The 13,899-nt window shown below is 69.5% G+C and carries 9 protein-coding genes; 3 read left to right on the top strand and 6 right to left on the bottom strand.

Translation table 11 applies throughout. The annotated features are described in order from the left end of the window. Genes CBOVI_RS01825 through CBOVI_RS01815 form a run of 3 tightly spaced genes read left to right on the top strand, consistent with a single transcriptional unit; the run spans window position 1 to window position 2,800 of the window. The gene (locus tag CBOVI_RS01825) at window positions 1-1,476 is read left to right on the top strand and encodes an Asp23/Gls24 family envelope stress response protein (protein WP_010268972.1); all 1,476 of its coding nucleotides are present in this window, start codon (window positions 1-3) and stop codon (window positions 1,474-1,476) included. Continuing rightward, window positions 1,473-2,240, top strand: a complete 768-nt coding sequence (locus CBOVI_RS01820) for a DUF6286 domain-containing protein (protein WP_010268970.1) — start codon at window positions 1,473-1,475, stop codon at window positions 2,238-2,240. Before CBOVI_RS01825 ends, CBOVI_RS01820 begins: the two co-directional genes overlap by 4 nt. Next, a complete protein-coding gene (locus CBOVI_RS01815; protein WP_010268967.1) occupies window positions 2,237-2,800 on the top strand; it encodes a hypothetical protein in 564 nt (187 codons plus the stop codon). The genes CBOVI_RS01820 and CBOVI_RS01815 overlap by 4 nt, the downstream gene beginning before the upstream one ends. Window positions 2,801-2,943: 143 nt before the next feature. Here CBOVI_RS01815 and CBOVI_RS01810 read toward each other — a convergent pair whose 3' ends face one another. The 6 genes from CBOVI_RS01810 to CBOVI_RS01785 form a co-directional block, all read right to left on the bottom strand. Beyond that, window positions 2,944-3,969 carry a nuclease-related domain-containing protein gene (locus CBOVI_RS01810; RefSeq protein ID WP_010268963.1) on the bottom strand — a complete coding sequence of 342 codons (1,026 nt, stop codon included), beginning with the start codon at window positions 3,967-3,969 and terminating at the stop codon, window positions 2,944-2,946. A gap of 281 nt (window positions 3,970-4,250) precedes the next feature. Continuing rightward, a complete protein-coding gene (gene tuf / locus CBOVI_RS01805) occupies window positions 4,251-5,441 on the bottom strand; it encodes an elongation factor Tu (protein WP_010268960.1) in 1,191 nt (396 codons plus the stop codon). Between the two features lie 384 nt (window positions 5,442-5,825). Further along, the gene (gene fusA, locus CBOVI_RS01800; RefSeq protein ID WP_010268957.1) at window positions 5,826-7,940 is read right to left on the bottom strand and encodes an elongation factor G; all 2,115 of its coding nucleotides are present in this window, start codon (window positions 7,938-7,940) and stop codon (window positions 5,826-5,828) included. 289 nt (window positions 7,941-8,229) lie between these two features. Beyond that, complete coding sequence (rpsG, locus tag CBOVI_RS01795) at window positions 8,230-8,700, bottom strand: 30S ribosomal protein S7 (protein ID WP_010268953.1); 471 nt, start codon at window positions 8,698-8,700, stop codon at window positions 8,230-8,232. Window position 8,701: 1 nt separating this feature from the next. After that, on the bottom strand, window positions 8,702-9,073 hold the full coding sequence (gene rpsL, locus CBOVI_RS01790) for a 30S ribosomal protein S12 (protein WP_010268949.1): 372 nt from the start codon (window positions 9,071-9,073) through the stop codon (window positions 8,702-8,704). A gap of 706 nt (window positions 9,074-9,779) precedes the next feature. After that, window positions 9,780-13,751 (bottom strand): DNA-directed RNA polymerase subunit beta', encoded by a 3,972-nt coding sequence (locus CBOVI_RS01785; protein ID WP_010274748.1) that lies wholly within the window; start codon window positions 13,749-13,751, stop codon window positions 9,780-9,782. Window positions 13,752-13,899 lie beyond the last annotated feature (148 nt).

Below are 13,899 nucleotides of genomic sequence, written 5' to 3'. Positions count from 1 at the left end.
GTGTCCCAGTCCCCTCCCACGACCCCGCCGGGCGCGGCCGGTGACACGACGACCCATCCCCGGGCCGCCGCGTACGCCGAGCAGCGCCGGCACACCGAGATCGACGAGAAGATCCTCGACCGGATCGCCCGCCGGGCCGCGCTGAGCGTCCCGGGCGTCATCGAGCACGCCAGCGGCCTCAACCGCCTCACCGGCCGGTCGCTGCCCCGCTTCGACATCCGGGTCGCCCCGGCGGAGCGCGCCGCGTCCGTCGACGCCCAGATCGCCGTCCGCTGGCCGAGCCCCGTCGTCGCCGTCGCCCAGGCCACCCGCGAGACCGTCGCGGAGTGGATCGAGCACACGACGGGGGTGCCGGTCGTCGCCGTCAACGTCGACGTCGTCACCCTCGTCGCCGCCGACAGCTCGACGTCGTCCGCCTCCGGGACCCCGGGGGCCGGCTCCGCGCACGGCCGCCGGGACCAGGTCACGGTCGACGAGCTCCTCGCCGCGCCGCGGACCCCGGAGCTCCACCGGGTCTACGCCGACCCGCTCGACGTCGTCTCCCCGGAGACCGAGGAGCGGCTCATCCCGCGTGAGCTGCAGCATCCGCAGCCGATCGACGACGTCACGCTCACCCCGGTCTCCGCCGGGGAGCTGCCCGAGGTCCGCCACGTCACCGCGCCGGAGCCGCCGGTCGTCCGGTCCGTCGAGGCCCCGCGCCCCGTCGACGTCCGGCACCCGGAGGCCCCGGAGCCGCAGCCGCTCACCCCGGTGAGCGTCCCGCCGGCCCCGCACGTCGCGTCCGTGGAGACCCCGGCGCCGCACCCGCTCACGCCCGTCGTCACGCCCCGTCCGGTCCAGCCGGCGGCCGTGCCGACGCCCCCGGAGCCGGAGCTGCGCCGCATCACCACCCCGCGTGGCCTGCCCGTGCAGCGTTTCCCGCGGCAGCCCGAGCCGGAGGTCTATGTGCCCCGCGTCCCGACGGGCCGCGAGCTGCGCCCCGTCGGCCGGGCCGACGGCCTCCGCCTCACCCGGGACATCCCGACCCCGGAGGGTCTCCCCGTCCGGACGATCCCGACCCCGGAGGGCCTCCCGGTCGACGCCGTGCCGACGCCGCAGGGGCTCGACGTCACGATCTACCCGCAGTCCCGTCGCCGCGACCTCGACGAGGTCCACGTGCGGCCCACGCCGGTGATCGACGTCGACGTCCCCGCCGAGACCCACGGCACCCGCGAGGTCACCGTCCGTCCGTCGCGGCAGCGCGCCCGGCTGGAGTACCAGCTCGGCCTCCGTACGGACGACCCGGACGCCGACGCCTCCCACGGCGACGACACGGGTGCGGACGGCGCCGGGACGAACGGTGCCGGCACCGGCACCGACGGAAACGGCACCGACGGCACAGCCACGGCCACCCGGTCCACCGCCGCCCACGGCCACGCCTCCCCGGCGTCGACCGGGTCCGGCTCCACCACCGCGAGAGAAAGGGGAGACCAGTGACAGCGACACGCAGTGCCGACCCGTCCGGTACCCGACCCCACGGCCCACGCGGCCTGAGCGGTGACACCTACCGCCCGGAGCCGTCGGGGCGCTTCGCCGCGCCCCTCACCGTCTCCGACGACACGCCCCACGCCGCCGCCGGCACCGGACCCCGGTCCGCCACGGGTGGCCCGCAGGCCACCGGCGGGGCCGCGGCGTCGTCCGACGGCGTCGACACCTCCGCCGGGGCCGTCGAGGCCGCGCCGGAGCCGAAGGCCTCCCCCGCCGCCCGGTGGCTGGTCATGTTTATCGGGCTGCTCTTCCTCTGCCTGTGCGGCGTCGCCGTGCACGACATCCTCGTCATGCAGGACGTCGTCTCCGGCGGCCAGTGGCTCGAGCCGGTGTTCACGTGGCTCGGGGACCTCACGTTCCAGTCGTGGATGTTCCCCGTGGCCATCGTGTGCGCCGTCCTCGCGCTCCTCGTCCTGTGGCTCGTCCTCAAGCCCCGGGCGCGGACCCACATCGGTGTCGGCGACAACACCGCGGCGTGGATGCGCCCCGTCGACGTCGCGCGCATGAGCACCGCCGCCGCGCGCCGCGTCCACGGTGTGCTCCGGGCGCACAGCGTCGCCACCCGGAAGAAGGTGACCGTGACCGCGGTCGCCGCCGTCGACAACGGCGAGGTCGAGCGTCGGATCACCGAGGCCGTCACCGCCCGGACCCGGCTGCTGGCCTCCCCGCCGACGGTCACCGTCCGCATCACGACCGGAGGTGAGTCCCGATGAGCCAAGGCAAGGCATTCCTCAACCGGTTCCTCGTGTTCCTGCTGTTCCTCGTGCTCGCGTTCCTCGCGCTGTGGGGCATCGGCCTCCAGATCGACAACCCGTGGGCGCAGAAGGTCGGCGGGTACGCCAACAAGGACTTCTGGCGCGACCTGCCCGGACAGTCGAACTACGAGGCCGTCGTCATCGGCATCGGCGTCGTCGCCCTCATCCTCGGGCTCGTGTTCATCATCATGAACATCGAGCGCCGTCGGGTCGGCGGGCAGATCGCCCCCGCCTCGACGGCCACCGGCGTCATCTCCGTCCACCCGGGCGATGTCGCGGCCGCGGTCGCGGACTCGTTCCGGCAGCTCGAGGGCGTCCGCACCTCCGACCACCGCGCGGTCGACGACCGGGGGACGAAGGTCATCTCCGTCACCGTCAACGCCCCCGCGGAGACGGACATGAACGACCTCGCCGCGGCGTGCCGCCAGGCCCGCCGGGACATCCGCGACGCGCTGCCGGGGCAGGACATCCGGCCGCGCTTCATCATCCAGCTCGACCGGGTGGACACCAGCGGCTGAGCGCGTGAGCGCGTGAGCGCCCACCCCGGTCCCGACACCGCCGGCCCCGGTGCGGGCCCTCCCCACGGAGGACCCCACCGGGGCCGTCGTCTGTGCCCGGGTGGCTGCCGCCACGCTGCCACACGTCCTGGGGGGACGTGCGCCTACGCCGTCCCCGCGCGGAGGCGCTCCCCTCCCGCGTGCGGCGCGCCTACCCCGCCACCACCCGCGGCGACGCGGCGATCAGCCGGTCCAGGTCGATGGGGACATCCGGATCCATGGTTTCCAGGTACGCCGGCCAGGGACCACTCCACCACGGCCACGGGGATGTCCGGCAGGGACGGATTGACCCGGGGCACGCGGATGAACCCGTCGCGGACGGTGCCACCGTCAACGGCGATGACGATCTCCACCGGTGGAACCGCGAGACACGACGCCTCGAACAGGCACGTCTCGACGGCCTTCTGCCGTGACGGGCCGCGGTAGCGCACCAGCCGTCCATCCTCCGCGAGCACGGTCTCGCCGATCCAGTGCTTCGCGTCCACCATGACCAGTCCCGCCGGGCCGGACAGGAGGTGGTCGATGTTGGCGCTGACCCCGGTGGCAGGGGGCTCGGACAGGATCAGGACGTCGTGCGCGATGTCCCAGGTCTCAGGGAGGGTGGACTCCAGCGACGCTCCGATCCACTCCTCGGTTGCCGCCCCCATCGCCGCGTTGACGATCTCGACGTCGTAGTACTCGAACCGGTCCGTGAACGCCCGGCGGTCGCGCTGCCGTGCGAGCCGCACGGCCTCGTTGACGGTCGGTCCGAACTTCTCGAAGACCGACGTCGGGATGTCGTCGAAAGGGGACCGCGCCGCCGCCCTGCAGCGGGCCCTGTACCTGACCCGTCGCACGATGAGCACGACAACCAGCACCGCTCCGATCACGAGGGCGGCGTTGCCGATGCCGCTCATGTCGACCGAGATGGCCATCAGTGAGCAGACCCAGTACAACAGGCACGAGCCGATGGCCATGACCAGGTAGCGGGAACGGGGCCTGGTCGGAGGCGCCGTCGGCTCAGGGAGCCGGTAGGTCACGCCGGAGTTCGGGTCGGCGTTGAGCCGGGCGATCTCGACGGGGATCGCGAGTTCGTGGAACAGGGACCACGCCCCGCCGCCGGGGGGTCTGGTGCCGGATCGTCGTGCCATCGCCGGTGTCCTCTCAGGTGTCTGTCAGCACACGGTAGCTACTGCAGGACCCCCGGGCCACGCGAACGGGGACCGTGCCCCACAACCCGGCGGGCAGCGCACACGGGGTCCGGAACGTCGCCACCATCCGCGGCGACGCGGGGATCAACACTCACGGCGCCTCGCCACCACCCCCTGACACACGACAACGCCCCACCCGGGAAAAACCCGGGTGAGGCGTTGTTCGCAGTGAGGGCGCCTGCGCTCCGCCGGCGTGACCGCCGGAGCGTCGGGGCGGCTCCTTACTTGGTGATCTTGGTGACGCGGCCGGCGCCGACGGTGCGGCCACCCTCACGGATGGCGAACCGCAGGCCCTCGTCCATCGCGACCGGCTGGATCAGCGTGACGGACATGTCGACGTTGTCGCCCGGCATGACCATGTCGGTGCCCTCCGGCAGCTTGACGACGCCGGTGACGTCGGTCGTCCGGAAGTAGAACTGCGGACGGTAGTTGTCGAAGAACGGCGTGTGGCGGCCACCCTCGTCCTTGGAGAGGATGTACACGGAGCCCTCGAACTCGGTGTGCGGCGTGTAGGCGCCCGGCTTGGCCACGATCTGGCCACGCTCGACGTCCTCGCGCTTCAGGCCACGGAGCAGCAGGGCGGCGTTGTCGCCGGCCTCGGCCGTGTCGAGGAACTTGTTGAACATCTCGATGGAGGTGACGGTCGTCTTCTGGGAGTTCTCGCAGATACCCAGGATCTCGACCTCCTCGTTGACGTTGAGGATGCCACGCTCGACACGGCCCGTGACGACGGTGCCGCGGCCGGTGATCGTGAAGATGTCCTCGATCGGCATGAGGAACGGCTTGTCCGTCTCGCGCTCCGGATCCGGGATGGCGTCGTCGCAGGCCTTCATGAGGTCGACGATGCGCTGCGTCCACTCCGGGTCACCCTCGAGGGCCTTGAGGGCGGAGATGTGGATGATCGGGGCGTCCTCGTCGTAGTCCTGCTCGGCGAGGAGCTCACGGACCTCCATCTCGACGAGCTCGATGAGGTCCTCGTCGTCGACCATGTCGCACTTGTTGAGGGCGACGAGGATGTAGGGCACACCGACCTGACGGGCCAGGAGGACGTGCTCACGGGTCTGCGGCATCGGGCCGTCGGTGGCGGCCACGACGAGGATCGCGCCGTCCATCTGGGCGGCACCGGTGATCATGTTCTTGATGTAGTCCGCGTGGCCCGGGGCGTCGACGTGCGCGTAGTGGCGCTTCTCCGTCTGGTACTCGACGTGGGAGATGTTGATCGTGATACCACGCTCCTTCTCCTCCGGCGCCTTGTCGATGGCGTCGAACGCGAAGGCCTGGTTCAGGTCCGGGTAGGTGTCGGCCAGAACCTTGGTGATGGCAGCCGTGGTGGTGGTCTTGCCGTGGTCGACGTGACCGATGGTACCGATGTTAACGTGCGGCTTAGTACGCTCGAACTTAGCCTTCGCCACTTTGTGTCCTCCTGGACTTCTCGGTGGCTACGACTCTCGCAGCCACATGACGTGCTTCCGGGGGCGGACTCCACGCCGGTTGCGTGGCCCCGACCTCCCCGACCTTACTTTTGCCGTTGTCAGCATGTCAGTGCCCGGTCACCGGCGTTTCACGCCGCTGACCCGCACCTGGTCTACCGGGTAACGGCCAGCACACCGCATCCTACTTCACCGGCACCGATTGCGGAAACCGGCAGCCGGGCCCACCGTGCGGTGGTGACGAGGTGAATACGACGTGCTGGCCCCTACCCCGTCGGGACCCGTTGTCCCGTGGGGAGGGGGTGCGGTGCCACCGGTCCCCCGTCACCCGCTCGGGGCGACGGGACCGGCGGTCACCGGGACCGGCTAGTGGGAGCCGCCGGTCCGCTCCGCGATGATCTCCTGGGAGACGTTCGCGGGAACCTCACCGTAGGAGTCGAAGATCATCGAGTAGTTCGCGCGACCCTGGGTCTTGGACCGCAGGTCACCGACGTACCCGAACATCTCGGACAGCGGCACGCGGGCCTTGACGACCTTCGCGCCGGCACGGTCCTCCATGGACTGGACCTGGCCACGGCGGGAGTTCACGTCGCCGATGACCTCGCCCATGTACTCCTCGGGGGTCGTGATCTCGACGGCCATGAGCGGCTCGAGCAGGACCGGCTTCGCCTTGGCGACGGCCTCCTTGAGCGCCTGGGAACCGGCGATCTTGAACGCCATCTCGGAGGAGTCGACCTCGTGGTAGGCGCCGTCGAGCAGCGTGGCCTTGATGTTCACCAGCGGGAAGCCGGCGAGGTAGCCGTACTGCATCGCGTCCTGGATACCGGCGTCGACGGAGGGGATGTACTCCTTCGGCACGCGGCCACCCGTGACCTGGTTGTCGAAGAGGTACATCTCCTCGGGGTCCTCGGGGTTCTCGTAGGGCTCGATCGCGATGATGACGCGGGCGAACTGGCCGGAACCACCGGTCTGCTTCTTGTGCGTGAACTCGAGCTTCTCAACGGGCTTGCGGATCGTCTCGCGGTACGCGACCTGCGGGGCGCCGACGTTCGCCTCGACCTTGAACTCGCGCTTCATGCGGTCGACGAAGACGTCGAGGTGGAGCTCGCCCATGCCGCCGACGACGGTCTGGCCGGTCTCCTCGTCGAGCTCGACGGTGAAGGTCGGGTCCTCCTCGGAGAGCTTCTGGATCGCGGTGCCCAGCTTCTCCTGGTCGGACTTCGTCTTCGGCTCGATGGAGACCTTGATGACCGGGTCCGGGAAGTCCATGGACTCCAGGATGATCTGGTCGTTCGAGTCGCACAGTGTGTCACCGGTCGTCGTGTCCTTGAGACCGATGAAGGCGTAGATGTGGCCCGCGGAGGCCTTGTCGACCGGCTGCTCCTTGTTGGAGTGCATCTGGAAGAGCTTGCCGATGCGCTCCTTCTTGCCCTTGGTCGCGTTGAAGACCTGCGCGCCGGACTCGACGGAGCCGGAGTACACGCGGACGTAGATGAGGCGGCCGAAGAACGGGTGCGTCGCGACCTTGAAGGCGAGGGCCGAGAACGGCTCGTCCTTGGACGGCTGACGGGTCAGGACCTTCTCCGGGTCGTTGACGTCGTGGCCCTGGATCGAGCCGACGTCCATCGGGTTCGGGAGGAAGTCGATGACGGCGTCGAGCATCGGCTGGATGCCCTTGTTCTTGTAGGCGGACCCGCAGTAGACCGGGTAGACCTCGGAGTTGATCGTGAGCTTGCGGATGTGCGTCTTGAGCTCGTCGACCGTGATCTCCTCGCCCGAGAAGTAGCGCTCCATGAGCTCCTCGTCGGACTCGGCGACGGCCTCGACGAGCTTCTCGCGGTACTCGGCGGCCTTGTCCTTGAGGTCGTCCGGGATCTCCTCGATCGTCGGCTCGGCGCCGATCTCGACGGTGCCGGGCCACGTGATCGCCTGCATGTTGAGGAGGTCGACGACGCCGTCGAAGTTGTCCTCCGTGCCGATCGGGAGCTGCATGACCAGCGGCTTCGCGCCGAGGCGGTTGATGATGGTGTCGACGGTGAAGTAGAAGTCCGCGCCGAGCTTGTCCATCTTGTTCACGAAGCAGATGCGCGGGACGTCGTACTTGGTCGCCTGCCGCCACACCTGCTCGGACTGGGGCTCGACGCCTTCCTTCGCGTCGAAGACCGCGACCGCACCGTCGAGCACGCGCAGGGAGCGCTCGACCTCGACCGTGAAGTCGACGTGACCGGGCGTGTCGATGATGTTGATCTGGTTGCCGTTCCAGAAGCAGGTCGTCGCGGCCGACGTGATCGTGATGCCGCGCTCCTTCTCCTGGTCCATCCAGTCCATCGTCGACGCACCGTCGTGGGTCTCACCGATCTTGCGGTTGATGCCGGTGTAGTACAGGATGCGCTCGGTCGTGGTGGTCTTACCGGCATCGATGTGCGCCATGATGCCGATGTTGCGGACCTTCTTCAGGTCGGTCAACGCTTCAAGTGCCACTGGGAAAACCCCGCTCATTTCTTCTTCAAGCGACCTGGGTCCGCGCAGGGTGGTGCACGGACCGCGGTCACGGGCGAAACTGGTCTCGTTCTATTGTGCCAGCTTCATGGGAAGCCGGCTCGGCGAGCGGGGGTTTTCCCGGCCCCCGTCCGTGGGTCGGCGGAGTGCCGCCGGGACGGGGGGAACCGGAACCTCAGGCTCGCATCCGCACCCTCCCGGGGCCCGCCGTCGGGCGGGTCGTGCGGGAGGCGCGGACAGGGCGCGGCGCGTCACGCACCGCACCCCGCTGTCACCAGCGGTAGTGCGCGAACGCGCGGTTGGCCTCGGCCATCTTGTGGGTGTCCTCGCGCCGCTTGACGGACGCGCCGAGGCCGTTGGAGGCGTCGAGGATCTCGTTGGCGAGACGCTCGGTCATGGTGTTCTCACGCCGCTGCCGGGTGAAGGTCACCAGCCAGCGCAGCGCGAGGGTCGTCGCGCGGCCCGGGCGGACCTCGACGGGCACCTGGTAGGTGGCGCCACCGACACGGCGGGAGCGGACCTCGAGGGCCGGCTTGACGTTGTCGAGGGCCTTCTTCAGCGTGAGCACCGGGTCCGTGCCGGTCTTCTCACGGCACGTCTCGAGGGCACCGTAGACGATGCGCTCGGCGGTGGACTTCTTGCCGTCGAGGAGGACCTTGTTCACGAGCTGGGTGACGATGACGTCACCGTAGACCGGATCCTTGACGACGGGACGGGAGGGTGCGGGGCCCTTACGCGGCATTCTACTTCTCCTTCTTCGCGCCGTAGCGGGAACGTGCCTGCTTGCGGTCCTTGACGCCCTGCGTGTCGAGGGAGCCACGGATGATCTTGTACCGGACACCCGGGAGGTCCTTCACACGACCACCGCGCACGAGCACCATGGAGTGCTCCTGAAGGTTGTGGCCCTCACCCGGGATGTAGGCGGAGACCTCGATACCGGAGGTGAGGCGGACACGGGCGACCTTCCGGAGAGCCGAGTTCGGCTTCTTCGGCGTGGTCGTGTAGACGCGCGTGCAGACGCCGCGGCGCTGGGGCGAACCCTTGAGCGCGGCGGTGCTGACCTTCACCGTCTTGTCGTGGCGGCCCTTACGGACCAGCTGCTGAATAGTAGGCATAGACCGACTTTCTTCTCTGGTGTTGTGTCTTGTCACGGTCCCGGGGTGTCGGGGCCGGTTCGACGACGCTGCGCGACCCTGCCCGCGACAGCGAGCCTGATTCCTGAGCCTGTCTTCCCTGCCGCGGACGGCGATCCGGCCCGAAACGTGCGCGAACCCGTCGGCCGCTCTCGCTGGCCTACGGGGTGAAAGTGATCTCGCGCGACACGTGTCAGGTGGCTCATGCCACGCGGGCCGGTGTGGGTGACCGGGTGAGGCGGGGCACCGTCGTGGTGCCGTGGCCGGCTCCGTGTCACCCGGCGGTCGGCCCGCCGGGACCGTCCTCATAACGGGGACTACCCCGTGACCCTACCCGACACGCCGGACAGCACCAAAACGCCGACCGACGGCGTCGGACCCGGAACCCCCGGCAGGCACCCTCGCCGCGGGGCCCTGACCTCCGCTCCCCCGGGCGAGCCCTGGCCTCCGCTCCCCCGCGCGGCCCCTGGCCTCCCCTCCCCTCGCGGTCCCTCCCCACCCGGGGCCGGCCCCCGCGGTCCCTCCCCACCCGGGGCCGGCCCCCGCGGTCCCTCCCGACCCGGGCCTGCACCGACCGTCCCTCCCCCACCCACTCCCCCGGACACGCCGCGACCCCCGCGGTCCGGCACGGGGCCGGGGCGGGGGTCGGGGCGGTCGCGGCACCGGGGTCCGGTGCGCGGGGCGGGCGCTACATGTCCAGGTCGTCGAGCGGGACGGCCGCGCCGGTGAACTCCCCGTAGGAGTCGTCACCGTAGAAGCCGTCGCCGAACGTCGACGGGATGGAGTACGCGGCGGCCCGGGCCTCCTCGGTCGGCTCGACCGAGATGTTCCGGTAGCGGGCGATGCCCGTGCCGGCCGGGATGAGCTTACCGATGATGACGTTCTCCTTGAGCCCGATGAGCTTGTCGGAGCGCTTGTTGATCGCCGCGTCGGTGAGCACGCGCGTCGTCTCCTGGAAGGAGGCGGCGGAGAGCCAGGACTCGGTGGCCAGCGAGGCCTTGGTGATGCCCATGATCTCGGCACGCACCTCGACCGGACGCCCGCCGCTCTGCACGGCCTCCTTCGAGGCCGCGACGGCGTCGGCGTGCTCGACGAGCGAGCCCGGGAGGAACTCGGTCGACCCGGAGTCGATGACCGTCACGCGGCGCAGCATCTGCCGGACGATGATCTCGATGTGCTTGTCGTGGATGGCCACACCCTGGTCGCGGTAGACCTTCTGCACCTCGTTGATGAGGTGGAGCTGGACACCACGGCGGCCGAGGACGCGGAGCACCTCGTGCGGGTCGGCGGCACCCTTGAGGAGCTGCTGGCCCATCGTCACGTGGTCGCCGTCGCGCATCTGGCGCTCGTAGCCGCCGTCGTTCTTCACGACGGCCAGGCCCTGGCGCTTCGACAGCTTCTCGTAGACGACGTCGTCGGAGCCGTCGTCGGGAACGATCGTGACGGTGAAGAAGTTCTCGCCGTCGTCGATCCTCACCGTGCCGTCGACGGAGGCGATCGGGGCGCGGGCCTTCGGCACGCGGGCCTCGAACAGCTCCTGGACACGCGGGAGACCACCGGTGATGTCGCCACCGACACCACCCTGGTGGAACGTACGCATGGTCAGCTGCGTGCCGGGCTCACCGATGGACTGCGCGGCGACGATGCCCACGGCCTCACCGATGTCGACCTTCTTGCCGGTCGCCATGGAGCGGCCGTAGCACGTCGCGCACACGCCGGTCGCGGTCTCGCACGTCATGACGGAGCGGACCTTGACCTCCCGCACGCCGGCCGCGACGAGGCGGTCGATGTCCGAATCACCGAGGTCGTTGCCGGCCTCGATGATGACGGTGCCGTCGGGGGCCGTCGCGTCGTCGGCGAGGAACCGGCCGGTGACGGAGGTCTCGACGAACTCCGCGCGGCGGAACTCGCCCGTCTCCTGACCCTCGGCGTCGAGCACCGGGGTCGCGAGCGGCAGGGTGACGCCACGGCGGGTGCCGCAGTCGTCCTCGCGGACGATGACGTCCTGCGCGACGTCGACGAGACGACGGGTGAGGTAGCCCGAGTCGGCGGTACGGAGGGCGGTGTCGGCGAGGCCCTTGCGGGAACCGTGGGAGTTGTTGAAGTACTCGAGCACGGAGAGGCCCTCGCGGAAGGAGGTCTTGATCGGACGGGTGATGTACTCACCCTTCGAGTTCGTGACCATGCCCTTCATGCCGGCGAGCGTCCAGATCTGACGCATGTTGCCCGCCGCGCCCGACTTCACGATCATCGGGATCGGGTTGTCGTCCGGGTAGAGCTCCTCGACGGACTCACCGACGAGGTCGGTGGCCTCCTTCCACAGGTCGACCAGCGAGTTGTAGCGCTCCGTCTCGTTGATCTTGCCGCGCGCCATCTTCTTCTCGATGACCCGGGCCCGCTCCTCGTACCGGTCGAGGATCTCGGCCTTGTTCGGCAGGACGAGCACGTCGTGCATGGTGATCGTCACACCGGAGCGGGTGGCCCAGTAGAAGCCGGCGTCCTTGAGCTTGTCCACGGTCTGCGCGACCGTGATCATGGGGTACTTCGCCGCGAGGTCGTTGATGACCGCCGCCTGCGGCTTCTTCGCCATGACGCCCTCGACGTACGGGTAGTTCCACGGCAGGAGCTCGTTGAAGAGCACCCGGCCGAGGGTCGTCTCGGCGAGCCAGGTCTCACCGCGCTGCCAGCCGTCGGGGAAGTGATCCGCCTCGACGTCGGCCGGCGGGCGCAGGTGGCTGATCCGCACGCGGATCGGCGCCTGGAGCCCGAGGACCCCACGGTCGTACGCCATGATCGCCTCGGCCAGCGAGGAGTACACGCCGGTCGCGGGGCGCTCGTCGGTCGCCGGGCTGTACGCGCCCTGGCCGCCGAACTCGGTCTCCTTCTTCACGAGCGTGAGGTAGTACAGGCCCGTGACCATGTCCAGACGGGGCATGGCCAGCGGCTTACCGGACGCCGGGGAGAGGATGTTGTTCGACGCGAGCATGAGGATCCGGGCCTCGGCCTGGGCCTCCGCCGACAGCGGCAGGTGGACGGCCATCTGGTCACCGTCGAAGTCGGCGTTGAACGCCTCGCAGGCCAGCGGGTGGAGCTGGATGGCCTTGCCCTCGACGAGGATCGGCTCGAACGCCTGGATGCCCAGCCGGTGCAGGGTGGGCGCACGGTTGAGCATGACCGGGTGCTCGGAGATGGCCTCCTCGAGCACGTCCCAGACCTCGGGGCGCTGCCGCTCGACCATCCGCTTGGCGGACTTGATGTTCTGCGCGTAGCTCTTCTCGACGAGCCGCTTCATGACGAACGGCTTGAACAGCTCGAGGGCCATGAGCTTCGGCAGGCCGCACTGGTGCAGCTTGAGCTGCGGACCGACGATGATGACGGAACGCCCGGAGTAGTCCACGCGCTTACCGAGCAGGTTCTGACGGAAGCGGCCCTGCTTGCCCTTGAGCAGGTCGGACAGGGACTTCAGCGGACGGTTGCCCGGCCCCGTGACGGGGCGGCCACGCCGGCCGTTGTCGAACAGCGCGTCGACGGACTCCTGGAGCATGCGCTTCTCGTTGTTCACGATGATCTCGGGCGCGCCGAGGTCGAGCATGCGCTTGAGCCGGTTGTTCCGGTTGATGACGCGGCGGTACAGGTCGTTGAGGTCGGACGTCGCGAAACGGCCGCCGTCGAGCTGGACCATCGGCCGCAGCTCCGGCGGGATGACCGGGATGCAGTCGAGGACCATGCCGGCCGGGTCGTTGCCGGACCGGAGGAACGCCGCGACGACCTTGAGCCGCTTGAGGGCGCGGAGCTTCTTCTGCCCCTTGCCGTCGCGGATCGTCTCGCGGAGGCTCTCGGCCTCGGCCTCGAGGTCGAAGCTGCGGATGAGCGTCTGGATCGCCTCGGCGCCCATGCCGCCCGTGAAGTAGTCCTCGTAGCGGTCGACGAGCTCGGTGTAGATGTTCTCGTCGGCGATCATCTGCTTCGGGGCGAGCTTGACGAACGTGCTCCAGATCTCGTCGAGCCGGTCCACCTCGCGCTCGGCGCGCTCGCGGATGTGGCGCATCTCGCGCTCGGCGGCGGTCTGCACCTTCCGCTTCGCGTCGGCCTTCGCGCCGGCGGCCTCGAGCTCGGCGAGGTCGGCCTCGAGCTTCTCGGAACGCTCCTGGAGCTCTGAGTCGCGGTCGGCCTCGACCTCCTTCTTCTCCAGCAGCATCTCCGCCTCGAGGGTGGACTGGTCGTTGTGCCGGCCCTCCTCGTCGACGGACGTGATGATGTTCGCCGCGAAGTAGATGATCTTCTCGAGATCCTTCGGGGCGAGGTCGAGCAGGTAACCGAGCCGCGAGGGCACACCCTTGAAGTACCAGATGTGCGTCACCGGGGCGGCGAGCTCGATGTGGCCCATCCGCTCGCGGCGGACCTTCGACTTCGTCACCTCGACGCCGCAGCGCTCACAGATGATGCCCTTGTAGCGGACCCGCTTGTACTTGCCGCAGGCGCACTCCCAGTCCCGGGTCGGGCCGAAGATGCGCTCGCAGAACAGACCGTCCTTCTCGGGCTTGAGGGTGCGGTAGTTGATGGTCTCGGGCTTCTTCACCTCGCCCTTGGACCAGCGGCGGATGTCGTCGGCCGTCGCCAGACCGATGCGAAGCTCGTCGAAGAAGTTGACGTCCAGCACGTGAACTCCCTTTCCCCTCCGTCGTCGGAGGGATTCGTCACCGGGTCCCGGGGACGGTCCGGGCGCCGTGGGCGCCGCGGGGTCCGCGGGTCGGTGGATGATGTGCGGTGGTGTGACTTCGGTGAGTCGTCAGGGGGGCGTCGGCGCG

The sequence above is a fragment of the Corynebacterium bovis DSM 20582 = CIP 54.80 genome (genome assembly GCF_030408615.1).
GTDB classification, from domain to species: Bacteria; Actinomycetota; Actinomycetes; order Mycobacteriales; family Mycobacteriaceae; genus Corynebacterium; species Corynebacterium bovis.
The sequence above is the reverse complement of the archived record's forward strand: the minus strand, read 5'-3'. Positions and strand labels throughout refer to the sequence as shown.